General features: G+C 70.6%; 24 protein-coding genes. 13 read left to right on the top strand and 11 right to left on the bottom strand.

The window, feature by feature from the left end; genetic code table 11:
* Positions 1-251: 251 nt before the first annotated feature.
* The 8 genes from ACZ52C_RS07320 (at position 252) to ACZ52C_RS07285 (ending at position 9,235) form a co-directional block, all read left to right on the top strand.
* Positions 252-1,307 (top strand): BMP family lipoprotein, encoded by a 1,056-nt coding sequence (locus ACZ52C_RS07320; RefSeq protein WP_469073817.1) that lies wholly within the window; start codon positions 252-254, stop codon positions 1,305-1,307.
* Positions 1,308-1,675: 368 nt separating this feature from the next.
* Positions 1,676-2,728 (top strand): BMP family lipoprotein, encoded by a 1,053-nt coding sequence (locus tag ACZ52C_RS07315; RefSeq protein WP_469073816.1) that lies wholly within the window; start codon positions 1,676-1,678, stop codon positions 2,726-2,728.
* Positions 2,729-3,009: 281 nt separating this feature from the next.
* A complete protein-coding gene (locus tag ACZ52C_RS07310) occupies positions 3,010-4,599 on the top strand; it encodes an ABC transporter ATP-binding protein (RefSeq protein WP_469073815.1) in 1,590 nt (529 codons plus the stop codon).
* Positions 4,599-5,723 carry an ABC transporter permease gene (locus ACZ52C_RS07305; protein ID WP_469073814.1) on the top strand — a complete coding sequence of 375 codons (1,125 nt, stop codon included), beginning with the start codon at positions 4,599-4,601 and terminating at the stop codon, positions 5,721-5,723. Before ACZ52C_RS07310 ends, ACZ52C_RS07305 begins: the two co-directional genes overlap by 1 nt.
* Positions 5,720-6,994, top strand: coding sequence for an ABC transporter permease (locus tag ACZ52C_RS07300; RefSeq protein WP_469073813.1), 1,275 nt, complete (start codon positions 5,720-5,722; stop codon positions 6,992-6,994). Before ACZ52C_RS07305 ends, ACZ52C_RS07300 begins: the two co-directional genes overlap by 4 nt.
* Entirely contained in the window at positions 6,991-7,398 is a 408-nt protein-coding gene (locus ACZ52C_RS07295; RefSeq protein WP_469073812.1) for a cytidine deaminase, read from the top strand. Before ACZ52C_RS07300 ends, ACZ52C_RS07295 begins: the two co-directional genes overlap by 4 nt.
* A gap of 78 nt (positions 7,399-7,476) precedes the next feature.
* Positions 7,477-8,760, top strand: a complete 1,284-nt coding sequence (locus ACZ52C_RS07290; RefSeq protein WP_469074167.1) for a thymidine phosphorylase — start codon at positions 7,477-7,479, stop codon at positions 8,758-8,760.
* Positions 8,761-8,848: 88 nt separating this feature from the next.
* Complete coding sequence (locus ACZ52C_RS07285; RefSeq protein WP_469073811.1) at positions 8,849-9,235, top strand: STAS domain-containing protein; 387 nt, start codon at positions 8,849-8,851, stop codon at positions 9,233-9,235.
* Here the strand turns inward: ACZ52C_RS07285 and ACZ52C_RS07280 are convergent.
* Both ACZ52C_RS07280 and ACZ52C_RS07275 read right to left on the bottom strand, forming a co-directional pair.
* Complete coding sequence (locus ACZ52C_RS07280; RefSeq protein WP_469073810.1) at positions 9,128-10,132, bottom strand: sigma-70 family RNA polymerase sigma factor; 1,005 nt, start codon at positions 10,130-10,132, stop codon at positions 9,128-9,130. The two genes, ACZ52C_RS07285 and ACZ52C_RS07280, sit on opposite strands and share 108 nt — an antisense overlap.
* A gap of 243 nt (positions 10,133-10,375) precedes the next feature.
* Entirely contained in the window at positions 10,376-11,641 is a 1,266-nt protein-coding gene (locus ACZ52C_RS07275; RefSeq protein ID WP_469073809.1) for an MFS transporter, read from the bottom strand.
* A gap of 63 nt (positions 11,642-11,704) precedes the next feature.
* Between ACZ52C_RS07275 and ACZ52C_RS07270 the strand changes: the two genes are divergently transcribed.
* The gene (locus tag ACZ52C_RS07270; protein ID WP_469073808.1) at positions 11,705-12,694 is read left to right on the top strand and encodes a LysR family transcriptional regulator; all 990 of its coding nucleotides are present in this window, start codon (positions 11,705-11,707) and stop codon (positions 12,692-12,694) included.
* Positions 12,695-12,775: 81 nt separating this feature from the next.
* Here the strand turns inward: ACZ52C_RS07270 and ACZ52C_RS07265 are convergent, their stop codons facing one another.
* The gene (locus ACZ52C_RS07265) at positions 12,776-13,546 is read right to left on the bottom strand and encodes a prolyl oligopeptidase family serine peptidase (RefSeq protein WP_469073807.1); all 771 of its coding nucleotides are present in this window, start codon (positions 13,544-13,546) and stop codon (positions 12,776-12,778) included.
* Positions 13,547-13,659: 113 nt separating this feature from the next.
* Here ACZ52C_RS07265 and ACZ52C_RS07260 point away from each other — a divergent pair, with 113 nt between their 5' ends.
* A complete protein-coding gene (locus ACZ52C_RS07260; protein ID WP_469073806.1) occupies positions 13,660-14,823 on the top strand; it encodes an adenosine deaminase in 1,164 nt (387 codons plus the stop codon).
* Positions 14,824-14,956: 133 nt separating this feature from the next.
* Complete coding sequence (locus ACZ52C_RS07255; protein WP_469073805.1) at positions 14,957-15,325, top strand: ATP-binding protein; 369 nt, start codon at positions 14,957-14,959, stop codon at positions 15,323-15,325.
* 62 nt (positions 15,326-15,387) lie between these two features.
* Here ACZ52C_RS07255 and ACZ52C_RS07250 read toward each other — a convergent pair whose 3' ends face one another.
* The 5 genes from ACZ52C_RS07250 to afsQ1 all read right to left on the bottom strand — a co-directional run bounded on the left by ACZ52C_RS07250 (position 15,388) and on the right by afsQ1 (position 19,477).
* Complete coding sequence (locus tag ACZ52C_RS07250) at positions 15,388-15,588, bottom strand: PspC domain-containing protein (protein ID WP_045562882.1); 201 nt, start codon at positions 15,586-15,588, stop codon at positions 15,388-15,390.
* Positions 15,589-15,712: 124 nt separating this feature from the next.
* Positions 15,713-16,267 carry a VanZ family protein gene (locus ACZ52C_RS07245; RefSeq protein WP_469073804.1) on the bottom strand — a complete coding sequence of 185 codons (555 nt, stop codon included), beginning with the start codon at positions 16,265-16,267 and terminating at the stop codon, positions 15,713-15,715.
* A 257-nt stretch (positions 16,268-16,524) separates the two neighbouring features.
* Complete coding sequence (locus tag ACZ52C_RS07240; RefSeq protein WP_469073803.1) at positions 16,525-17,163, bottom strand: hypothetical protein; 639 nt, start codon at positions 17,161-17,163, stop codon at positions 16,525-16,527.
* Between the two features lie 50 nt (positions 17,164-17,213).
* Positions 17,214-18,752 (bottom strand): ATP-binding protein, encoded by a 1,539-nt coding sequence (locus ACZ52C_RS07235; RefSeq protein ID WP_469073802.1) that lies wholly within the window; start codon positions 18,750-18,752, stop codon positions 17,214-17,216.
* Positions 18,753-18,799: 47 nt separating this feature from the next.
* Positions 18,800-19,477, bottom strand: coding sequence for a two-component system response regulator AfsQ1 (gene afsQ1, locus ACZ52C_RS07230; protein ID WP_013001223.1), 678 nt, complete (start codon positions 19,475-19,477; stop codon positions 18,800-18,802).
* Positions 19,478-19,742: 265 nt separating this feature from the next.
* Here afsQ1 and ACZ52C_RS07225 point away from each other — a divergent pair, with 265 nt between their 5' ends.
* Complete coding sequence (locus tag ACZ52C_RS07225; RefSeq protein WP_078853941.1) at positions 19,743-20,513, top strand: SigE family RNA polymerase sigma factor; 771 nt, start codon at positions 19,743-19,745, stop codon at positions 20,511-20,513.
* 226 nt (positions 20,514-20,739) lie between these two features.
* Here ACZ52C_RS07225 and ACZ52C_RS07220 read toward each other — a convergent pair whose 3' ends face one another.
* Positions 20,740-21,369, bottom strand: coding sequence for a uridine kinase family protein (locus ACZ52C_RS07220; protein WP_469073801.1), 630 nt, complete (start codon positions 21,367-21,369; stop codon positions 20,740-20,742).
* A 146-nt stretch (positions 21,370-21,515) separates the two neighbouring features.
* On the opposite strand from ACZ52C_RS07220, the gene ACZ52C_RS07215 reads away from it, so the two are divergent.
* Positions 21,516-21,926 (top strand): hypothetical protein, encoded by a 411-nt coding sequence (locus tag ACZ52C_RS07215; protein ID WP_469073800.1) that lies wholly within the window; start codon positions 21,516-21,518, stop codon positions 21,924-21,926.
* Between the two features lie 108 nt (positions 21,927-22,034).
* Here ACZ52C_RS07215 and ACZ52C_RS07210 read toward each other — a convergent pair whose 3' ends face one another.
* Complete coding sequence (locus ACZ52C_RS07210) at positions 22,035-22,946, bottom strand: aldehyde dehydrogenase family protein (protein ID WP_469073799.1); 912 nt, start codon at positions 22,944-22,946, stop codon at positions 22,035-22,037.
* Entirely contained in the window at positions 22,939-24,375 is a 1,437-nt protein-coding gene (locus tag ACZ52C_RS07205; protein WP_045562875.1) for an aldehyde dehydrogenase family protein, read from the bottom strand. Before ACZ52C_RS07205 ends, ACZ52C_RS07210 begins: the two co-directional genes overlap by 8 nt.
* Between the last annotated feature and the right edge of the window lie 3 nt (positions 24,376-24,378).

Genomic DNA, 24,378 nt, shown 5'->3' with positions numbered 1-24,378 from the left:
CCGTACGAGCCCCGTACGGACCGCGCGCCTTCACGCTGAGGTCACCCCTGGTACACGGATCGCGAGGGACGGCGAAGGCGCGGCGCCCGACACATCCCTTTCGATCCCCTGGTTCACGAGGGCGTAACGGCCACCGGCACGAATGGATAACGGCCGGTCGAAACCCCGTTCCCAGGAGTGTCTACGCGCGTTAATGTGCGCCGAACTGAGCACCCGGCTGCGGGGCTTTGGAGAAGATGGGGAACTTCAAGATGCGTCGGATTTCCAAACTGACCCGCGTCGCGGTGGGGGTCGCGTCGCTGGCGCTGGCCGCCACGGCCTGTGGTGGCACGAGCAGCGAGAGCGGCGGCGGCAGCGAGACCAGCAAGGGCGAAAAGGGCCTCGCGATCGCGTACGACATCGGCGGCAAGGGCGACCAGTCCTTCAACGACGCCGCGTACGCGGGCCTGCAGAAGGCTCAGAAGGAGTTCGGTTACCAGACCGAGGACATCGAGCCGACCGAGGGCGAGACGGACGCCGACAAGCAGCAGCGTCTGGAGTCCCTGGCCAAGCAGGGCTACAACCCGGTCATCGGCGTCGGCTTCGCCTACGGCCCCGCGATGGAGGCCGCGTCCAAGCAGTTCCCGGACACCACCTTCGGCATCGTCGACTCGGTCGTCGAGGGCGACAACGTCGCGTCCCTCGTCTTCGCCGAGCAGGAGGCCTCGTACCTCGCCGGTGTCGCGGCCGCCAAGGCCACCAAGACGAACACCGTGGGCTTCGTGGGCGGCGTCGACATCCCGCTCATCCACAAGTTCGAGGCCGGCTACAAGCAGGGCGTCGAGGACACCAGCGGCGGCAAGGTCAAGGTCCTCTCGCAGTACCTGACCCAGACGGCCGAGGAGGGCGGCTTCTCCAGCCCCGACAAGGGCAAGGCCGCCGCCGAGGGGCAGATCGAGAAGAACGCCGACGTGCTCTACGCGGCCGCCGGCCTCTCCGGTCAGGGTGTCATCGAGGCCGCCGCCAAGGCCAAGGTCTGGGCGATCGGTGTCGACTCCGACCAGTACAAGCAGGAGGCCCTGGCCCCCTACAAGGACTTCATCCTCACCTCCGCCCTCAAGGACGTCGGCGGCGCGGTCTACGCCCTCGCCAAGTCCGTCGAGGACGGCAAGCCCCTCAAGGGCGTCCAGACCTTCGACCTGAAGGTCGACGGCGTGGGCCTCGCCGACTCCAACCCGAAGATGGCCGAGATCGCCGGCCTCACGGACGCGGTCGCCAAGGCGAAGAAGGAGATCATCGACGGCACGATCAAGGTCAAGACCGAGTAACGGTCACAGGTCTGCAAGTGCTGACGGGCGGGGCGGGTGTACACGTACACCCGCCCCGCTCACTTGTCCCGCCGGTCAGGGGCAGCGGACCTCAAGGGGGGCGGGGCTGAATCGATGTGCGGCTCCGCCGCGTGGGCGCGACCAGCCACAACGCACCCGCACCCGACACTCCACCCCCAACACCCCCGCACCGCACCAGGACACCCTTGCAACACGGCCCCATAACAACGTGGTCCACCAGGCTTCACCCGGAGGGTCTACGCGCGTTACTCTGCGGCGAAAGCCATATAAGGCGCCGATGCTGTGAAGCACTACTGGTCAGTACCCTGATCCGTACCCCCGGCGCTGTACGACAGGAGCACCACAACATGCGCCGGGTTCCCCGCCTCGCGGTCGCGGGCGCAGCGACCGCCTCCCTCGCCCTCGCCCTCTCCGCCTGCGGCGGTACCTCGACGGACGCCTCGTCGTCCGCCGACTCCAAGGGCGACCTGGGCCTCGCCATCGCGTACGACGTCGGCGGCAAGGGTGACCAGTCCTTCAACGACGCGGCCTACGCGGGCCTGGAGCAGGCGAAGAAGGAGTTCGGGTACAAGACGCAGGACATCGAGCCCACCGAGGGCGAGACGGACGCCGACAAGGAGCAGCGCCTGGTCTCCCTGGCGAAGCAGGGCTACAACCCGGTCGTCGGCGTCGGTTACGCCTACGCGACGGCCGTGAAGGCCGCCGCCGAGCAGTACCCGGACACCACCTTCGGCATCGTGGACGACTCCACGGTCCAGCTGGACAACGTCGCGGACCTGGTCTTCTCCGAGGAGCAGGCCTCGTACCTCGCCGGTGTCGCGGCGGCCAAGTCCACGAAGACGAACACCGTCGGCTTCGTGGGCGGCGTGGACATCCCGCTGATCCACAAGTTCCAGGCGGGCTTCGAGCAGGGCGTCAAGGACACCAACCCCAAGGCCAAGGTGCTCACCCAGTACCTCACCCAGACGGCCGAGGAGGGCGGCTTCTCCAGCCCTGACAAGGGCAAGACGGCCGCCGAGGGCCAGATCGAGAAGAAGGCCGATGTCATCTACGCGGCGGCAGGCCTGTCCGGTCAGGGCGTGATCGAGGCCGCCGAGGTCGACCAGATCTGGGCGATCGGCGTCGACTCCGACCAGTACAGGCAGGAAGCCCTCGCGAAGTACAAGGACTTCATCCTGACCTCGGCCACGAAGGACGTCGCCAAGGCGGTGTACAACCTGGCGAAGTCGGTCGAGGACGGCAAGCCCACGACCGGTATCGTCAGGGGCGATCTGAAGACCGGCGAGGTCGGCCTCGCCGACTCCAACCCGAAGTTCAAGAGCGACACCGAGCTCCAGGAGGCCATCGCCACGGCCAAGGAGAAGATCATCAGCGGCGAGATCAAGGTCAAGACCAGCTGATCCAAGGTCGAGACCGACCCAGCACACCATGAGCAGCCGGGCGGCCCCAGGGGGGTCTCGGACGCCACCGAGGCCCTCCCGAAGTCGCCGGTAACCGCGGGGTTACGTCCGCTCAACGGGGCACGGGGAGTATCGCTCCCTGTACCCCGTTGTCCCGGTGCGTCGCCGCCCATTTTCGATGCCGTAGGGGCGCTACGCGCGTAGACGACCCCCCTTTCCCAGGAGAGTGCGCCATCAACGCGTCCAGCAGCCCTCCGGCCGACGCGGCGGTCAACGACTCGGTGACCGCCGTCGAACTCGCCGGGATCACCAAGCGATTCCCCGGCGTCGTGGCCAACCACGACATCCACCTGACCGTCCGCAAGGGCACCGTCCACGCCCTCGTCGGGGAGAACGGCGCCGGCAAGTCGACCCTGATGAAGATCCTCTACGGCATGCAGAAGCCGGACGAGGGCACCATCGCGGTCGACGGCGAGCAGGTCTCGTTCTCGTCCCCCGCCGACGCCATCGCGCGCGGCATCGGCATGGTGCACCAGCACTTCATGCTCGCCGACAACCTCACGGTCCTGGAGAACGTGGTCCTCGGCAGCGAGAAGCTCCACGGCATCGGCGCCAAGGCCCGCCGCAAGATCAAGGAGATCTCCGAGCGGTACGGCTTCGGGGTCCGCCCCGACGTCCTGGTCGAGGAGCTGGGTGTCGCCGAGCGCCAGCGCGTGGAGATCCTCAAGGTCCTCTACCGGGGCGCCCGCACCCTGATCCTCGACGAGCCGACGGCCGTCCTGGTGCCCCAGGAGGTCGACTCCCTCTTCGTCAACCTGCGCGAACTGAAGGCACAGGGCCTGGCGGTCATCTTCATCTCGCACAAGCTGGGCGAGGTGCTGTCCGTCGCCGACGACATCACCGTCATCCGGCGCGGCACGACCGTCGGCACGGCCGTCCCCGCCGAGACCACCCCGCGCCAGCTCGCCGAGCTGATGGTCGGCAGCGAACTGCCCACCCCGGAGACGGCCGAGTCGACGGTCACCGACCGCCCCGTCCTGACCGTCAAGGACCTCCGTCTGGAGGCCGTCGGCGGCAAGGCCCTGCTCGACGACATCAGCTTCACCATCCACGCGGGCGAGGTCCTGGGCCTGGCCGGCGTCGAGGGCAACGGCCAGACCGAGCTGGTCGACGCCCTCATCGGCCTGAAGGCCGCCGACTCCGGCACGATCTCGCTCGCCGACGAGGAGATCACCACCTGGGCCACCCGCAAGCGCCGTGAGCAGGGCGTCGGCTACATCCCCGAGGACCGCCACCGGCACGGTCTGCTCCTGGAGGCCCCCCTCTGGGAGAACCGTATCCTCGGCCATGTGACCGAGCGGCCCAACGCCAAGGGCGTCTGGCTCGACCCGAAGGCCGCCCAGGAGGACACCCGCCGGATCGTCGCCGAGTACGACGTCCGCACCCCCGGCATCGACGTCACGGCCGCCTCCCTGTCCGGCGGCAACCAGCAGAAGCTGATCGTCGGCCGCGAGATGAGCCACAAGCCGCGCTTCCTGATCGCCGCCCACCCCACCCGCGGTGTGGACGTCGGCGCGCAGGCCCAGATCTGGGACCAGATCCGCGAGGCCCGCCGCGAGGGCCTGGCCGTGCTGCTGATCTCCGCCGACCTCGACGAGCTGATCGGCCTGTCCGACACCCTCCGGGTGATCTACAACGGCAAGCTGGTCGCCGACGCCGACCCGGCCACCATCACCCCCGAGGAGCTGGGCTCGGCCATGACCGGCGCCGCCACCGGCCACCTCGAACACGAGGAGACCCCCGAGTCCCCGCAGCCCCCGGCCGACGGTCCGTCGAAGACCCTGGACGCCCCGGAAGACGAGGCCCGCTGATGAAGAAGTTCGACAAGGAGCGCGTGCTCCTCGCGGTGGCCGGACCGGTCCTCGCGCTCGCCGTGGCCTTCGTGCTGACCGCCATCGTGCTGCTGGCCTCCGGCAAGAACCCGGTCGAGCCGTTCACGATCATGTTCGAGCAGGCCACGTTCTCCGACATCCAGGTCCGGATCATCAACCAGGCCTCGCTGTACTACATCGCCGCCCTCGCGGTGGCCATCGGCTTCCGGATGAACCTGTTCAACATCGGTGTCGACGGCCAGTACCTCCTCGGTGCCATGATCACCGCGATCGTCGGCGCCCACGTCGACCTGCCCGCGTTCCTCCAGATCCCGCTGCTGATGCTCACCGCGATCAGCACCGGCGCGTTCTGGGCCTCCATCGTCGGTGTCCTCAAGGTCACCCGCGGCGTCAGCGAGGTCGTCTCCTCGATCATGCTGAACGCGATCGCGACCTCCGTCATCGGCTACCTCTGGCTGCCGAACGTCTTCGGCGTCAAGGTCGGCAACAACAACACCACCGGCGAGATGGCCGAGTCGGGCTGGGTGCCCGGCATCGACCTGGGCAAGGCCGGCGAGATCTACGGCCTGGTCCTCCTCGCCGTCCTCCTCGGCATCGGCTACTGGATCGTCATCAACCGCACCCGCTTCGGCTTCGACCTGCGGGCCTCCGGCGCCTCGGAGTCGGCCGCCGCGGCCAGCGGTGTCGACCCCAAGCGCATGATCCTCACCGCCATGCTGATCTCCGGCGGTGTCGCGGGCCTCGCGGGCCTGCCGATCCTGCTCGGCGACACCCACACCTACAGCCTCAACTTCCCCACCGGTATCGGCTTCCTCGGTATCGGCATCGCTCTCCTCGGCCGCAACAGCCCCGTCGGCATCGCCTTCGCCGCCCTGCTCTGGGCCTGGCTCGACAAGGCCTCCCCGGAGCTGGACTTCCACGGCTACGACAAGGAGATCGCGGTCATCATGCAGGGCCTGATCGTGCTCTCGGTCGTCGTCTCCTACGAGACCGTCCGCGAGTGGGGCCTGCGCCGCCAGCAGCGCCGCGTCGGCGCCGAGCTCGCCGCCGGGAACGTCCTCGGCGCGGACAACAACACCACGAAGGAGGTGGCTGGCCGATGACCACGAGCACCACCGCGACCGACCTCAACCAGCCCTCGCTGGAGCCGACCGCCCCCACCGGGCGCAAGATGTCGCTGCCCGTGCTGCTGCTGGTCATCGCCGGCGTCCTGGCACTCACCTCGATCGTCCGCATCATCACCGGCGCCGACGGCATCACCAACGTCAGCCAGATGTCCACCGCGCTGGAGCTGGCCGTCCCGATCGGCCTCGCCGGCCTCGGCGGTCTGTGGGCCGAGCGCGCGGGCGTCGTCAACATCGGCCTCGAAGGCATGATGATCCTCGGCACCTGGTTCGGTGCCTGGGCGGGCTTCCAGTACGGCCCGTGGACCGGCGTCCTGGTCGGCATCGCCGGCGGCGCGATCGGCGGTCTGCTGCACGCCTTCGTCACCGTCACCTTCAACGTCAACCACATCGTCTCCGGTGTGGCGATCAACATCCTCGCCCTCGGCGCCACCCGCTACCTCGCCCCCCTCGCCTTCGAGGGCCACCAGGGCGGCTCGGCCAAGCAGTCCCCGCCGGTCGAGTCCATCGGTGACTTCACCGTCCCAGGACTGTCGGACGCGCTGACCGAACTGAACTCCAAGGGCTGGTTCTTCGTCTCCGACCTCGCCGGCCTGCTCGGCGGTCTGGTCACCAACGTCTCGTGGCTGACCCTCGTCGCCGTCGCCCTCATCCCCGCCACCTGGTGGATCCTGTGGCGTTCCGCCTTCGGTCTGCGGCTGCGCTCCTGCGGTGAGAACCCGGTCGCCGCCGAGTCGCTCGGGGTCAACGTCTACAAGTACAAGTACCTCGCCGTGATCATCTCCGGCGGTCTGGCCGGCCTCGGCGGAGCCTTCCTCTCCATCGTCGCCAACCCCTTCTACCTGGAGGGCCAGACCAGCGGCCGCGGCTTCATCGGCCTCGCCGCGATGATCTTCGGCAACTGGATGCCGGGCGGCCTCGCCCTCGGCGCCGGCCTCTTCGGCTACACCGACAGCCTCAACCTGCGCGGCGGCTCCGAGAACGTCCACGCCCTGCTGCTGCTCGGTGCCCTCCTGCTGGTCATCGGCGCGATCTGGCAGGCCGTGCGCAAGAAGTACGTCGCCGCCGCGATCACCTTCGTCGTCGGCGCCCTGGTCTTCACCTGGTACGCGACCACCAACGAGGTCCCGAACCAGGTCGTCGCCGCCACGCCGTACGTCATCACCCTGATCGTCCTCGCGCTCTCCGCCCAACGCCTGCGGATGCCGAAGGCGGACGGACTGCCGTACCGCAAGGGACAGGGCAAGTGACCGCCGGCGCACCGGTCGAGGCCGACTGGGACGAGCTGCGCGCGCTCGCGCGGGACGCCATGTCCCACGCGTACGCCCCGTACTCGGGCTACCCGGTGGGCGTGGCCGCCCGCGTCGACGACGGCCGCACGGTCTCCGGCTGCAACGTCGAGAACGCCTCGTACGGTCTCGGCCTGTGCGCCGAGTGCGGACTGGTCTCGGAGCTGCAGCGCACGGGCGGCGGGCGGCTGACGCACTTCACCTGCGTCGACGGCAAGGGCGAGATCCTCGTGCCCTGCGGCCGCTGCCGACAGCTGCTCTACGAGTTCGGCGGCCCCGGACTCCTCCTGGAGACCCCGGCGGGGATCGTCCCCCTCTCGGAGATGCTGCCACAGGCCTTCGGCCCGGACCATCTCACCAAGTGACTCCCGTGCGGCCCCTCCTGACGAACGGTCGGAGGGGCCGCACACTTCCCAGACTCTGGAAGGACAGCCATGACGTCTCTGTCGATGGATGCCATCTCCGTCATCCGCACCAAGCGGGACCGCGGCGAGCTCAGCGACGAACAGATCGACTGGGTCATCGACGCGTACACCCGTGGCGAGGTCGCCGACTACCAGATGGCCGCCCTCAACATGGCGATCCTCCTCAACGGCATGGACCGCCGCGAGATCGCCCGCTGGACGGCCGCGATGATCGCCTCCGGCGAGCGCATGGACTTCTCGTCCCTCTCCCGCCCCACCGCCGACAAGCACTCCACGGGCGGCGTCGGCGACAAGATCACGCTGCCCCTGGCGCCCCTGGTGGCGGCCTGCGGCGCGGCCGTCCCCCAGCTCTCCGGCCGGGGCCTCGGCCACACCGGCGGCACCCTGGACAAGCTGGAGTCCATCCCCGGCTGGCGCGCCCTGCTCTCCAACGAGGAGATGCTGAACGTCCTGGACGAGGTCGGCGCGGTCATCTGCGCGGCGGGCGATGGCCTGGCCCCGGCGGACAAGAAGCTCTACGCCCTCCGCGACGTCACGGGCACGGTCGAGGCCATCCCGCTGATCGCCTCCTCCATCATGTCGAAGAAGATCGCGGAGGGCACCGGCTCGCTGGTCCTGGACGTGAAGGTGGGCACCGGAGCCTTCATGAAGACCATCGAGGACGCCCGTGAGCTGGCGTCGACGATGGTGGGCCTCGGCACCGACCACGGTGTGAAGACGGTCGCCCTCCTCACGGACATGTCGACCCCGCTCGGCCTCACCGCCGGCAACGCCCTCGAGGTCCGCGAGTCGGTCGAGGTCCTGGCGGGCGGCGGCCCGGCGGACGTCGTGGAACTCACCGTCGCCCTGGCCCGCGAGATGCTCGACGCGGCCGGAGTGAAGGACGCCGACCCGGCGAAGGCGCTGGCCGACGGCTCGGCGATGGACGCCTGGCGCCGCATGATCGCCGCCCAGGGCGGCGACCCGGACGCCCCGCTCCCCACCTCCCGTGAGCAGCATGTGGTGAAGGCGACCGCCTCCGGCGTCCTGACCCGTCTCGACGCGTACGACATCGGCATCGCCGCCTGGCGTCTCGGCGCCGGACGCGCCCGCAAGGAGGACCCGGTCCAGGCCGCGGCGGGCGTCGAGCTGCACGCCAAGCCCGGCGACACCGTCACCGAGGGCCAGCCCCTGCTGACGCTGCACACCGACACGCCCGAGCGCTTCGACTACGCCCTGGAGGCCGTGCGGGGGTCGTACGACATCGGGGCCCCCGGCACGGCGTACACGCCGACCCCGATCGTGCTGGACCGCATCGCCTGAGACACGGCAGCGTCCCGGGCGAGCCGCGCCCGGGACGGCCGAGCCCGAGGGACCCGGGCAGCCCACGGCGGGGGTGGTCGCCTCCGCGATGAGTTCCGGGACTCTTCCCGGTCTACAGATCGTGGACGCGACGACACCCGCCGTACTCGTGCTGCCAGGCCCCGTCACCCGGGACGAGGTGCCTCGGCTCTGTGCCGAGGTACGCGCGCGACTGGAGGGGACCGGGGGCGGGATCGTGCTCTGCGACGTCGCCGGAATCGGCCCACCGGGCCTGGCCGCCGTCGACGTACTGGCCCGGATGCAGCTCACCGCCCGCCGGGCCGGGGGCCGGATACGGCTGCGGGACCCCGACCCGGCGCTGCGCGCGCTACTGGGCCTGGTCGGGCTTGCCTTCGAGGTGGAGGGGCAGGTCGAAGAGGGGGAACCAGCGGGCGGTGTCGAGAAAGCAGTGGAATCCGGCGATCCGGCCCGCTGAGATCTCCAGCACCTGCACGGCCCACGCGCTGAAGCCGCCCTTCTCCGGATCCGGTTTGTACTGCGCGAAGCCCGGCAGCCCGTTGACCGCGACCGGCACCAGATGGGATCCGGCGCAGGGCGCGCCGAGGGTGGTCATGAACCCGGTGATGTCGCCGGTGCCGGTCAGCCACAGGTCGAACGGCGGCATCGTCATGACCGCGTCCTCGTGCAGCAGGGCCGTCAGCGCCGCCATGTCGTACCCCTCGAAGGCGGCCACATAGCGCTCCAGCAGCTTCTGCTGGTCGTCGTCGAGGGGGTCGGAGACATCGGCCGGCGCGACCTTCCCGTCGCCCTCGGCGAGGGTCGCGCGGGCCCGCTGGAGCGCGCTGTTCACCGAGGCCACGGACGTGTCGAGCAGCTCGGCGACCTCACTGGCCCTCCACGCCAGCACCTCACGCAGGATCAGCACCGCCCGCTGCTTGGACGGCAGCTTCTGCAGCGCCGCGACGAACGCCAGCCGCACCGACTCCTTGGCCACGGCGGCCTCCGCCGGGTCGTCGGTGGTCGGCAGCACCCGGGCGTCCGGCACCGGCTCCAGCCAGGTGTTGTCGGGGCGGGGGGAGAGGGCGGCCTGCGCAAGCGGCGTCGAGTCGGTGAGGTCCATGGGCCGTGCCCGCTTGTTCCCCGCGGTCAGCATGTCGAGGCAGACGTTCGTGGCGATGCGGTAGAGCCACGACCGCAGGGAGGACCGCCCCTCGAACTTCTCGTAACTCCGCCAGGCCCTGATCATCGTGTCCTGCACGGCGTCCTCGGCCTCGAAGGACGACCCCAGCATCCGATAGCAGTACCCGGTCAGCTCGACCCGGTGTTTCTCCAGCCGGACGTCCAGTTCCGCCGTCGCCGTACCGTCGCTCATGGCCAACCCACCCCTGTGGCTCACTCCGTCGCGCGCACCCTTGCGCACCACCTCGGAAGCTACCGCAGCCCACTGACAACGGCCCGGCGAAGGGGTGAAGGAGCAGGTCAGGGGTTCGTGGGCCCCGGGGCGAAAAGCACGGGGCGCAGCCCCTGCTTTTCAGGGGCGCGGGGAACTGCGCGAGAAGCCCCACCGGACGCGCGCCGACCCACCAACCCCGCGCGGAGCGCGAAGCGAAAAACCTCAGTGAACCGGCACCGGCGCCCGCCGAGCCGCACGCGACCCCACCACAGTGATCCCCACGACCCCCACCACAGCCAGCAGTCCCAGCGAAACCGTCCCGCCCCAGCCGCCCGCGTGGAACGCCACCGCACCCAGCGTGCTGCCCGCGCTGGAGCCCACGTAGTACGCCGACTGGTACAGCGCCGACGCCTGCGCCCGCCCCTCCTTCGCCGTGTGGCTCACCGACGACGACGCGGCGGCGTGCCCCGCGAAGAAGCCGGCGGTGATGAGGACGAGGCCGAGCAGGACCAGCGGCAGCGCGTCGGAGAGCGACACCAGCAGTCCGGCGGTCGTCGTGCCGCCCGCCAGGTACAACGCGCCCCTGCGCCCCAGCCGGCCCACCAGCTTCCCGGCGGTGGACGCCGACACCGTCCCCACCAGGTACACGAGGAAGATCGACCCGATGACGCCCTGCGGCAGCGAGAAGGGAGCCTCGGTCAGCCGGTAGCCGATCACCGTGTACACGGCGCCGAAGACCGTCATGAACAGCGCGCCGATCGCGTACAGCCGCCGCAGCAGCGGGTTGGCGAGGTGCGCCCGGACCGTGCGGGCCAGGACCCCGGGCCGCAGCGACCCGGCGACGAAGTGCCTCGGCGCGGGAAGCAGCAGCCGGAACGCCACAGCGCACCCGACCGCGATCACCCCGAGCACGCCCAGCGCGACCCGCCAGCCCCACTCCTGGGCGACCCATCCCGTGACGACCCGCCCGCTCATGCCGCCGACGCTGTTGCCGGCGACGAAGAGACCGATCGCGGTGATGAGCGCCTTGGGCCGCACCTCCTCGGCGAGGTAGGCGGTGGCCGAGGCCGGCACCCCGGCCAGCGCGGCGCCCTGCACGGCCCGCAGCACCACCAGCGCTCCCAGCGAGGGCGCGAAGGGGATCAGCAGCCCGACCGTCACCGCGACCGCCAGCGAGCCGGTCATCACCGTACGTCGCCCGAACCGCTCCGACAGCGCGCTCATCGGCAGCACGAACAGCGCCAGCGCGCCCGTCGCCGCCGACACCGTCCAGCTGGCCGCGCTCGCCGTCGTCCCGAAGCCGTCCGAGACCAGCGGCAGCAGCGCCTGTGTGGAGTAGAGGAGAGCGAAGGTGGCGACACCGGCGAGGAACAGCGCGAGGCTCATCCGCCGGTAGCCGGGCCCGCCCGGGGCCACACGGGAATCGACGGGGGTGCTGACTGATCCGGCGCCCACCCTGGTGGACGCCTCGGTACTCGCGGAAGGCATGCCTCGAAACTACGTACGCCGTTCCTCATCCGTCCAATGCATGGAACGGTCATAATCGTTCCCGTGATGCATCAGCAGAGGTCAGGGCCGCGGCTGTCACCGTCCGGTGACACAGAAGACATCGAGCGCACCGAGCACACCGAGGACATCGAGGACATCGTCCTGCGCCTCGCCCCCCGCCTCGCCTACTTCGCCGGGGTCGCCCGCACCGAGCACGTCACCCGTGCCGCGCAGGAGATGCAGGTCCCGCAGTCGACGCTGTCGCGGGCGATGGTCCGCCTGGAACAGGACCTGGGCGTCGACCTGTTCGCCCGCCGAGGGCGCACGGTCTCCCTCACGCACGCCGGCCGCACCTTCCACGCCTCCGTCGAGCGCGCACTCACCGAGATCGAACGCGCCGCCGACGAGGTCCGCGCCGACGCCGACCCCGCCACCGGCAAGGTCGCCTTCGGCTTTCTGCACACCATGGGCGCCGAGACCGTCCCCGGCCTCCTCCAGGCCTTCCGCGCCGAGCACCCCCGGGTCCGCTTCAGCCTCGTCCAGAACTACGGCGAGGCCATGCTCGAACGCCTGCGCGCGGGCGAACTCGACCTCTGTCTCACCTCACCCGTCCCGGACGCCCCCGACCTGGTGGCCCGTCGGCTCGACGAACAGAAGCTGCGCCTCGTCGTCCCCGCCGACCACCGCCTCGCCGCCCGCAAGCGCGTCCGCCTCGCCGAGGCCGCCGACGAAACCTTCGTCACCCTCGAACCCGGCTACGGCATGCGCCGCATCACCGACGACCTCTGCAAGGAGGCCGGCTTCAAACCCCGCATCGCCTTCGAGGGAGAGGAGGCGGAAACACTGAGGGGCCTCGTGGCGGCGGGCTTGGGCGTGGCCCTCCTGCCCCCACCCGCCGTCCCACGACCGGGCGTCGTCGAGCTGACGGTCACCGCCCCGAGAGCGGCCCGCGAGATCGGCGTGGCCTGGCTCGACGGCCACCCGGACACACCCCCGGTGGCGGCCTTCAAGAAGTTCCTGCTGTCGAGAAGGGGCCGCCTCCTCCACGACTGACGCGAGCCGCAGCCGCGCCCCTCCAGAGGGCGCGGGGAACTGCGCGACCAGTCACCCACGGCCCGCAGCCGCGAGACGACATCAACCAGCTCGACGCGAGCGCTGCCGCCCGAAGCCGGAGGCAAGCGGCATCCGCAACCCCAGCGGCGGCGGCGCCGCGAGCGCGTCCTCCACAGGCCGGGCGAACGCCCTCCCGAACAGCACCCCCATCACGAAGTCCGCGGCCAGCGCGTGCACCTCGTCCCGGTACTGCGTCAGCCCGTGGCGATCCGCGTGCACCTCGAACCGGCAGATCCCGGGGTTCGTCTTCTTCGCCCGCGCCGCGAACCGGAACGACAACTCGGGATCCACCCGCTCGTCGTTGGTCCCGTGCACGATCAGCACCCGCCGCCCGGCCAGCTGTTTCACCGGTTCGGGCGGCGCCGCGACATCCTCCTCGGGCAACCAGGGAGCGATGGCCAGCACGGAGTTGACGGCCTCGTGCCCGCCCGCGTGCAGCGCGGCCCGCGCCCCCATGTGGAGCCCGGCCAGACACACCGGGACGTCTCCGTAGCGCCGGACGACCTCGTCCACGGCCCACTCCGCGTCCCGCGCCAGCCGCGCCTGCGACCCGTTCCACCCCCGGTAGCGGTAGTGCACGACATGCGTGGCCAGTCCCTCCGTACGGCCCGCGCGGGCCAGCCGGCGGCCGAGGGCGCGTACGGAGGCCGTGGCCATCACGGAGGAGGGTCTGCGGGTGGATGCCTCGTCGCCAGCCGGCAGGAGCAGGACGACCCCGCCGACCGTGCTCGGCTCCGGGCCGATCGTCCGCCCAAGTCGGGGCGTACGTACCGGCATTGCTTGCTGCGCCATGACAGAACAGTGTCAGAAGAGATGGTGTACGCCACCCGTCGTGTGGGTCACCGTTGGGTATCGACGACACCGCCCGACAGGCGCTCTACGCGCGTAGGCTTTATCGTACGAAAATGACGAACCAGACCGACCCGACCGGTAACACCCCGGACTCGGACCAGATCCGCCGGGCGCCCAAGGTTCTGCTGCACGACCACCTCGACGGCGGCCTGCGCCCCGGAACCATCGTCGAGCTCGCCCGCGACTGCGGGTACCCCCACCTCCCCGAGACCGACGCCGACCGCCTCGGCACCTGGTTCAGCGAGGCCGCCGACTCCGGCTCGCTGGAGCGGTACCTGGAGACCTTCTCCCACACCGTCGCCGTCATGCAGACCCGCGACGCCCTCGTCCGCGTCGCCGCCGAGTGCGCCGAGGACCTCGCCGCCGACGGCGTCGTCTACGCCGAGATCCGCTACGCCCCCGAGCAGCACCTCGAAGGCGGGCTCACCCTCGAGGAGGTCGTCGAGGCCGTCAACGAGGGCTTCCGGGAAGGCGAGCGTCGGGCCAGGGCCGACGGCCACCGCATCCGCGTCGGCGCCCTGCTCACCGCCATGCGGCACGCGGCCCGCGCCCTGGAGATCGCCGAACTCGCCAACCGCTACCGCGACCTGGGCGTCGTCGGCTTCGACATCGCGGGCGCCGAGGCCGGTTACCCGCCCACCCGCCACCTCGACGCCTTCGAGTACCTCAAGCGCGAGAACAACCACTTCACCATCCATGCCGGGGAGGCCTTCGGGCTCCCCTCCATCTGGCAGGCCCTGCAGTGGTGCGGCGCCGACCGGCTCGGCCACGGCGTCCGCATCATCGACGACATTCAGGTGCACGAGGACGGCTCCGTGAAGCTCGGCCGCCTCGCCTCCTACGTCCGAGACAAGCGCATCCCGCTGGAGCTGTGCCCCAGCTCCAACCTCCAGACCGGTGCCGCCCGTTCGTACGCCGAGCACCCCATCGGACTGCTCCGGCGACTGCACTTCCGGGCCACCGTGAACACCGACAACCGGCTGATGTCCCACACCAGCATGAGTCGCGAATTCGAGCACCTTGTCGACGCTTTCGGTTACACGCTCGACGACATGCAGTGGTTCTCGGTCAATGCTATGAAGTCAGCATTCATTCCTTTCGATGAACGACTGGCCATGATCAATGACGTGATCAAGCCCGGATACGCCGAGTTGAAATCCGAATGGCTGTTCCGTCAGACCGCCTCCACCAGCGGTTCTGTAGGCGAACAGGGCTGAACAACGGCATCGGGAAGCGGTCGCGCCGACGGCGACGCGGCCGCTTTTCGATGTTTGCCTCCGGCGGGACTTTGGTGTTTACGTTTCGGCACCGCTCACCACCCGTCAAACGCATTCCAAGGACGCATTCAACATGAAGCAGTCTGCTGCCAAGACCCTCGGTGTCGCCGTCGTCGGTGCCGCCATCGCCGCCGCCGGCGCGGGCGCCGCGAACGCCGCACCGGGTGCCCCCGACGCCTCCCAGGCCCTGGGCACCGTCACCCAGGCACTGCCCGTGGAGAACGTCACGAAGGTGCTGCCGGCCGCCTCCGGCGCCCTCGCCCAGGGTCAGAGCGCGCTCGGCGCCGGCCTCGAAGCCGCCCAGCCCGCCGTCACCAACGTCCTCGCCGAGGGCCCCACCGCCCCCGTCGCCGGACTGCTCGGCGGCCTCCCCGTCGGCAAGACCCTCCCCGCCAAGGGCCTCGGCGTCAACGGCCTGCCCCTCGGCGGTGGCGCCGCCTGAGGCGCGTCATCACAGCCGTACGGGGCGCACCCAACGGAGGGTGCGCCCCGCCGGTGTGCGTGTCACCAGGCCGCGCGGGCCTTGCCCTCGGCGGGGAACAGGATCCACAGGGCTATGTACAGCAGGAACTGCGGGCCCGGAAGCAGACACGACACCAGGAAGATCACGCGCATCGTGGTCGCGGAGGTGCCGAAGCGCCGTGCCAGCGCGGCGCACACTCCGCCGATCATGCGGCCTTCGGTGGGGCGGGCAAGGCGGCTCATGGGGGCTCCTTCGTCAGCGTAGGGCGTCGACCGCGGGCCGACGGTGGGACGGGGCCTCCAAGCGGCCACCGCTCTCTTTTCCACACCTTCGACGCTACGGTGACGAAGCGGACGAAGCGTCCCTCTACGGGGCCATCCCGACCCTGGGAATCGTCGGGGTCCGACCCTGAGGCAGCTCCTCGGGGCGCGACCGGTCCTCCCGCACCCGGGTCGCGGCCCTCCGCCGCAACGCCGACCTGACAGCCGGGACGACCGCGAGATGGGCGAGTCCCACGCCGACCGAGTTCAGCAGGATCGAGTCGATGTCGACGACCTGGCCGGGCACCCCGGTCTGCAGCAGCTCGATCGCCAGCGACAGCAGCGCCCCCGCCGCGACCGACCGCGCCAGCGAGGCGAACGGTGACCCGGCGAGCCTGCCGTGCAGCATCGGCAGCAGGACGCCCAGCGGGGCGAGCAGCGCCAGCCCCTCACCGATGCGATGGGCCGCCTCCGGCCAGCCGAGCGCCAGATCCGCTCTGATTCCGGCGAACGGCCGCAGATTCGCGGGACTCATCCAGGTGACGTCCAGCGGACGCAGCGTGATCCAGGCAACGACCGCGAGATGTGCGACGAGGAGGACACCCCCCGCCGCACGGACACGGACCCCGGCGCTACCGCCGTTCGTACCTTGAGGCTGCACGCCCCCCAAGACGCGGCCCCTGGCACGATCGGTTGCACCTTCTTTTTTTGGGGCTCGGTTCGCCTCCGGGGCGCAGAAGCCTGTGTCGAGAGCGCGACCGTGCTCGACCCCTCCTTCGTCGGGGCCCGCGCGCGCTCACGCTCTCGACACAGGCGCGCCCCTTCGGCTCACTCGCCGGCCCCTGTTGCAGTGGCCCTGCCAAGGCGCTGTGGGTCGGAGAGGCGCCCGGCGCGTGAAGCCGGGCCGGTGGGCGTCCGTCAGGAGCCGTTGATCTCCTCGGAAGGCGGGTTGCCCTCGCCCGGGTCCGACTGGGTCTCCTGGGTGCACTCGTAGCGGCGCAGGGACTCGGCGCTCGTGCTGCCCAGGACCACCGAGCCGTTGTCGCCGGCCGCGGCGGAGTCGGCGAAGGTGCAGACGATCTGGGCGAGGGCGTACCTGGGGAGGGAGTCGGGGGAGGTGGACAGGCGGAGCGTGTCCTCGGGGTCGCCGGGGGAGGGGCCCGTGACCGTCAGGCCGGGCGGGACGGCCGTGCTGTAACCGGCCTCGTCCTCGACCTCACTGGGGTCGCCGGCGAGGGCGTCCAGCAGGCCCTGTGCGACGACGACACGCCGCTGGGCCTCCCCGGCGCTCTCGGCCACCTGCACCGAGCGGTTGACGCGGACCAGCGCGCCGGAGCAGAGCAGGAACACCTCGACCGGCATACCGGAGGGCGTCGCCTGGGTCGCCAGGTCCGTCGCCGACAGCTCGCACGGGACCATCGACGGCGCCGGCCCGAAGTCCGTCGGCACCTGGGTGGCGCGGATGCCGCAGCCCGCGAGGAGACCGGCGAGCGCCCCGGTCGCGGCCAGGACCCGGACGCGGCGCCCGCGCGAGCGCCGTATCTGTACGTCCGGCACGGGCGTCCCCCGGGGTACGGCGTCCGCTCGTCCTCGTGCGCCTCGTATCGTCACTTCCCGTCCCCCTCGGTGTCCTGCGTGCCGCCGTCGCTCTCGCCGTCCCGTTCCTTCGCGACCAGGGAGGCCGCGTCGCGGGGCAGGCGGAGGGTGAACACGGCGCCGCCCTTGGGGGAGTTGGCGGCGGTGATCTCGCCGCCGTGGATGTGGGCGTTCTCCAGGGCGATGGACAGGCCGAGGCCGCTGCCCTCGGAGCGGGGGCGGGAGGCGCTCGCCTTGTAGAAGCGGTCGAAGACGTGCGGGAGGACGTCCTCGGGGATGCCGGGCCCGTGGTCCTGCACCTCGATGAACAGGTTCTCGCCCTCCGTACGCACCGAGACGCGCACCGGGGAGCCGCCGTGCTTGAGCGCGTTGCCGATCAGGTTCGCCAGGATCACGTCCAGACGACGCGGGTCCAGGTTGACGATGATGCCGCGCTCGGCGTCCAGGTCCACCGCGTCCAGCCAGGCGCGGGCGTCGATGCAGGCGGTGATCTGGTCGGCGATGTCCACGTCGTCGAGGACGAGCCGGGCCGTGCCCGCGTCGAAGCGGGTGACCTCCATCAGGTTCTCGACCAGGTCGTTCAGGCGCCGGGTCTCGCTGACGACGAGCCGCACCGCCGGTTCGATCATGGGGTCGAGGCTGCCCGTGTCGGCGTCCAGCTCCTCCTCCAGCACCTCCGTGACGGCGGTGATCGCCGTCAGCGGCGTACGGAGTTCATGGGACATGTCGGCGACGAAGCGGCGGGAGGCCTCCTCGCGGGCGCTCATGTCGTCGACCTTCTTCTCCAGGGACTCCGCCGCGAGGTTGAACGTCCGGGAGAGGTCGGCCAGTTCGTCCGTGCCGGAGACGCGCAGCCGGGTGTCGAGCTTGCCCTCGCCGAGGCGCCGGGCGGCCACCCCGAGGCGTTGCACCGGCTTCAGCACGGTCGTCGCGGCGGCCTGCGCGAGCAACGCCGAGCCGATCAGCGACAGGCCCGTGGCGATGCCGAGGGACCAGGCGAGGGAGTTGAGGTCCTTCGCCTCCTCCGCGAGTGACTTGCGCATGTAGCCGGTCGGCCCGCCGCCGATCATCTTCGCGCCGCCCACCAGATACGGGGTGTCGCCGTCGATGACCCGCTGCCAGTACACGTGGTACGCGTGCTTGTTGCCCGAGGTGAGCTTCTGCCGCTTGTTGACGGCCTTCTGCAGCGACGCGGGCACGTCCTCCAGCGAGAAGCCGGTGAGCGCGTTGTCGGTCGAGGACCCGGAGACCTCCTCGCCGTCGGCGCCCCGGGCGATCAGCAGCACGCTGGAGCGCTCGCCGCCGTCGGCCATCTTCCGTGCCGCGACCCGCAGTTGGTCCTGCGTCGGGTTCGGGCGCAGGGTGCTCACATGGCTCTGCATCTCGCGCTCGAAGTCGTTGAGCGCCGCGTCCTGCGCACGCGTCTGCACGGCCTCGCGGTTGAGCCAGTACGCGATGGCGGACGCCGACACGGCGGCCGTGAGCGCCACCAGACCGAAGACGACCACCAGACGCAGCCGCAGACTGGTGAACCGGATCCGGGACTGCACTGTCCTGCGAGCCGCGGCCCAGCCGCGGATCCCCCCTGGAGCCTTCGTCACTGAGGCGTGTCCAACCGGTAGCCCACGCCGCGCACGGTACGGATCAGGGTCGGCGACGACGGCACGTCCTCGACCTTGGCGCGCAGCCGCTGCACACACGCGTCCACCAGACGGGAGTCGCCCAGGTAGTCGTGCTCCCACACCAGACGCAGCAACTGCTGCCGGGACAGGGCCTGTCCCGGGCGACGGCTCAGCTCCAGGAGCAGCCGCAGCTCGGTGGGCGTCAGTTGGAGGTCCTCGCCGTTCTTCGTCACGGTCATCGCCGCGCGGTCGATCACGAGGGAACCGAAGGTCGCCGCGTCATTGGCCTCGCGCTCACCGCGCCGCAGCACCGCGCGGATCCGGGCGTCCAGCACCCGACCCTGCACGGGCTTGACCACATAGTCGTCCGCGCCCGACTCCAGCCCCACCACGACGTCGATGTCGTCGCTGCGCGCGGTGAGCAGGATGATCGGCAGCTGGTCGGTGCGCCGGATCCGCCGGCACACCTCGAAGCCGTCGATGCCAGGCAGCATCACATCCAAAACGATCAGATCCGGCCGCTGTTCGCGCAGCAGCTTGAGACCATCCTCGCCGGTGGCGGCGGTGGCGACACGGTGCCCCTGGCGCGTCAGTGAGAGCTCCAGGGCCGTGCGGATGGCGTCGTCGTCCTCGATCAGCAACAGGGAAGGCACGGGCTCATTCTGGCCCATGGCATGGCGCCGAATCGACCGTTGGAGCGCTCCCACCCGACACCCGCACACGATCGTGCCGTTCGCGTAGCCGTACGACTCTTCTCTGTGATCGACCTGTGCCCCCGCTGGGCCGCGCCCAGGGGTCCGGCCCCTGTGACAGGTCTGTGACAGTCGGCGGACAGAGCCATGAAAGTGAACCGGCAATCTTCTCGGCACAGGCAAGAAAGCACGCCGAAGACCGGAACTCCACGACGGGGGGCGCGAGATGAACACGCTGCACAGCACCAGCACTAGCGCAGTTGTCACGCGGCTCCACGACGTCGTCGTCCGGAACGCGGAGAAGTCCGGTGCCGTGAGCGGGCGGGGGTGCGCTCGCGGCACCGGGCGTCAGCACACGACGTTCATGTCGGTCGTTGACGCACACGTGGGGGGAAGCACCACGGGGGCGACGGGGGTCGCCCACGGGGGAACGGGGACCGCGTACGGGGAGGGCACGGGGGAACGCCGGTCTGTGTCGGAGGCGGAGTTCACCGCCTACGTCCAGGAGCGTCGTGCCTCCCTGTACGCAACCGCCTACCACTTGACCGGAGACCGCTTCGAGGCCGAGGACCTGCTGCAGAGCGCGCTGTTCTCGACCTACCGGGCGTGGGACCGGATCAGTGACAAGGCCGCGGTCGGGGGCTACCTCCGCCGCACCATGACCAATCTGCACATCAGCGCGTGGCGCCGCCGCAAGCTGAACGAGTACCCGACCGAGGAACTGCCGGAGACCGCCGGTGACACGGACGCGATGCGCGGCACCGAACTGCGCGCCGTCCTGTGGCAGGCGCTCGCCCGGCTCCCCGAACTCCAGCGGACGATGCTGGTCCTTCGTTACTACGAGGGCCGCACCGACCCGGAGATCGCGGAGATCCTCGACATCAGTGTCGGCACGGTGAAGTCCAGCATCTGGCGGTCCCTCCGCCGGCTGCGCGAGGACGAGGTCCTCAGCTTCGGCCGTGACGAGGAGGAGTCCTTCGGGGAGCTTGTCGCCTGAGGGTCTGTGGGGGGGAGTAAGTAACGGGGGAAAAGCGGGGGGAGCACGGGGGAAAGCGGGGGGTACGGGGGAACGGGGAATGTCACGGTGGCGCGGGGGAGCGTCGGTGTGACGCGTGGGGGGATCACGGGGGAAGCGGGACTGGAGGGCCGGGGGGTCCGTCCAGTCCCGCTTTCATGTGCGCCTCACGTCCGCCCCCGGGGCGGGTCCGTGTTCGGGCGCGGGCTCAGGCCGGCGCCTTCGCGACGCGGCCCGCCGCGGCCGCCGCCAGACGGCCCAGGGCCTCGTCGCGGTCGCACGGGTGGGCACCCAACTCCGTCTGCCGGGCCACGATCGAACGCTCCAGCCGCATCAGCCGCCAGCCGCGCCGCAGCAGGAACGGCACCGACTTGCGGCCCTCCCTGAGGTCGCGCAGGAAGCGGCGGCGGAACGTCTTCACCGGACCTCGGGTCAGACACAGCGCGTCCGCCAGCAGGCCGAGTTCACGGCAGCGGCCGACTATCTCGGCGGCGAAGATGCCCTCGGCGATGAACACCGGTGTCCGCCCGATCCGCAGGGCCTCCGCGCCGGTCCGCGCGCTGAGGGAGATGTCGTACGCCGGGACGGTCGTCCGGCTCGTGCGGCACAGTTCCTCGATCGCCGCGACGGCGGTGTCCGCGTCCCACGACAGAGGGTGGTCCCAGTCGATGTCCGTGCTGCCCTCCACCTGCGGCAGTGTCGGGTCGTGGCCCTCCTTGTAGAAGTCGTCGAGCCGCAGCACGGGCAGGCCGGAGCGGGCGGCGAGGAGGGACTTGCCCGAGCCGGACGGACCGGACAGCAGGACGACTCGGGTCGGTATCGGAGGATGCGAACTCACGAGAGTCCAGTGTGAGGCATCGCGCGGCTCCCGCCGAGACGGCGGGTCGCCCTTGGAGCGCACATCACACCTCAACTACCTTACGTGTTGCCATGATTACTTTCCGGAGCGGGAAGTGATCGTAAAAAGAGAAGGTGACAACGCTGATGGCTCGACACTCGGCCCTCCAGAACTCCACCGCCCGGCGCGCGTTGCTGGCCGCCGCCACCGCCGGGGTCGCGCTCGGCGCGGGCGCGGGTACGGCCGCCGCCGCGGACGACGCGGCCCCGGTCGTCGACGTGCTGCGCACCCGGCCCACGTCGCTGGGGAAGATCGACCCGCAGGCGGGCCTCCAGGCCCTGACCGGCACGGTCGGTTACGTCACCGGGCCGGTCGCGGGGCTCAAGCCCAACCCGCTGGCGGGCACCGGGGTCGATCCTCTCGACAACGGGGTGGGCACGCAGCTCGCCGACTTCCGGCCGCTGACGTCGACGACACTGACCGGGCCGGTGGCCCAGGCGCCGTCGGTCGGGAGCATTCCGCTTCTGGGGCCGGTGGTGGGTGGGTTGAAGGGCTGAGGGGAGTCGAGGGCTTCGACGGACGGGGGAACCGCGCGGGCCGTGGGACGGTACGGGCCGTCCGTGGCCGGTCGCGCAGTTCCCCGCACCCCTCGCGGGACTCTCCCCTCAGTACGCCGAGCCCGAAGCCCCCAGGGAGCCTGTCGGGTGCCAGACCGTCTTCGTCTCCAGGAACGCCGTCATGCGGTCGATGCCGGGTGTGGCCGACCAGTCGTCCACAGGCTGTGGACGCAGGACGCGCTTGAGGTTGTCGGCCGCGGCGATCTCCAGCTCCTTCGCCAGGACCTCGTCCGCGCCGGCCAGGTCGATCGCGTTGACGTCCTGGTGGGCCGCGAGGGGCGTCGCGATCTCCGACGTACGGCCCGAGAGGACGTTGACCACGCCGCCGGGGACGTCGGAGGTGGCCAGGACCTCGCCGAGGGAGAGGGCCGGGAGCGGGGACTTCTCGCTCGCCACCACGACCGCGGTGTTGCCGGTCGCGATCACGGGGGCGAGCACCGAGACCAGGCCCAGGAACGACGACTCCTGGGGGGCCAGGACGGCGACCACGCCGGTTGGTTCGGGGGAGGAGAGGTTGAAGTACGGGCCCGCGACCGGGTTCGCGCCGCCGACCAACTGGGCGATCTTGTCGGTCCAGCCCGCGTACCAGACCCAGCGGTCGATCGTGGCCTCCACCTGGGCCGCCGCCTTCGACTTCGACAGGCCCTCCGCGTCGGCGACCTCCGAGACGAACTGTGCCCTGCGGCCCTCCAGCATCTCGGCGACGCGGTAGAGGACCTGGCCGCGGTTGTACGCCGTCGCGCCGGACCAGCCGCCGAACGCCTTGCGGGCCGCGACGACCGCGTCACGGGCGTCCTTGCGGGAGGAGAGCGGCGCGTTGGCCAGCCAGTTGTCCTTCGCGTCGGTCACTTCGTACACCCGGCCGCTCTCGGAACGCGGGAACTTCCCGCCGACGTACAGCTTGTAGGTCTTGAAGACGCTCAGGCGGTGCTGCTCGGTCTTGTCGGTCTTGTCAGACATCGAGGTACGCCTCCAGGCCGTGGCGGCCGCCCTCGCGGCCGAAGCCCGACTCCTTGTAGCCGCCGAACGGCGACGTCGGGTCGAACTTGTTGAACGTGTTGGACCAGACGACGCCCGCCCGCAGCTTGTTCGCCACGGCCAGGATCCTGGAGCCCTTCTCGGTCCAGATGCCCGCCGAGAGGCCGTACTGGGTGTTGTTGGCCTTGGCGACCGCCTCGTCCGGGGTGCGGAAGGTGAGGACGGAGAGGACCGGGCCGAAGATCTCGTCGCGGGCGATGGTGTGCGCCTGCGTGACGTTCGTGAAGAGCGTCGGAGCGAACCAGTAGCCGGAGGTGGGCAGTTCGCAGGCCGGGGACCAGCGCTCGGCGCCCTCCGACTCGCCGCGCTCGACGAGCGAGGTGATCCGGGTCAGCTGCTCCTCGGAGTTGATCGCGCCGATGTCCGTGTTCTTGTCCAGGGGGTCGCCGAGGCGGAGGGTGGAGAGCCTCCGCTTCAGGGAGTCGAGGAGTTCCTCCTGGATCGACTCCTGGACGAGGAGGCGGCTGCCCGCGCAGCAGACCTGGCCCTGGTTGAAGAAGATGCCGTTGACGATGCCCTCGACGGCCTGGTCGATGGGGGCGTCGTCGAAGACGATGTTCGCGCCCTTGCCGCCCAGTTCGAGCGTGAGCTTCTTGCGGGTGCCCGCGACCGTCTTCGCGATCTGCTTGCCGACCGCCGTGGAGCCGGTGAACGCCACCTTGTTCACGTCCGGGTGCGCCACCAGGGCCGCGCCCGTGTCGCCGTACCCGGGGAGGATGTTGACGACGCCCTTCGGGAGGCCCGCCTGGCGGCAGACGTCCGCGAAGAAGAGGGCCGAGAGAGGGGTCGTCTCGGCGGGCTTCAGGACCACCGTGTTGCCGGTCGCCAGGGCCGGGGCGATCTTCCACGCCAGCATCAGGAGCGGGAAGTTCCAGGGGATGACCTGGCCCGCCACGCCGAGCGGCCGGGGGTTCGCGCCGAAGCCGGCGTGGTCGAGCTTGTCGGCCCAGCCCGCGTAGTAGAAGAAGTGCGCGGCGACCAGGGGGAGGTCGGCGTCGCGGGTCTCCTTGATCGGCTTGCCGTTGTCGAGGGTTTCGAGGACGGCCAGCTCGCGGGAGCGCTCCTGGATGATGCGGGCGATGCGGAAGAGGTACTTCGCGCGCTCCGCGCCCGGGAGGGCCGACCACTTCTCGAACGCCCTGCGGGCGGCCTGCACGGCGCGGTCCACGTCCGCCTCGCCCGCCTGGGCGATCTCGGAGAGGACCTCCTCGGAGGCGGGGCTGACCGTCTTGAAGACCTTGCCGTCGGCGGCCTCGGTGAACTCGCCGTCGATGAACAGGCCGTAGGAGGGGGCGATGTCGACGATCGCCCGGGACTCGGGGGCCGGTGCGTATTCGAATGCGGAAGCCATGGG

This window comes from Streptomyces sp. NPDC034049 (assembly GCF_055575575.1).
Note: the sequence above shows the minus strand (reverse complement) of the source record. Positions and strands in the feature narration are given on the sequence as shown.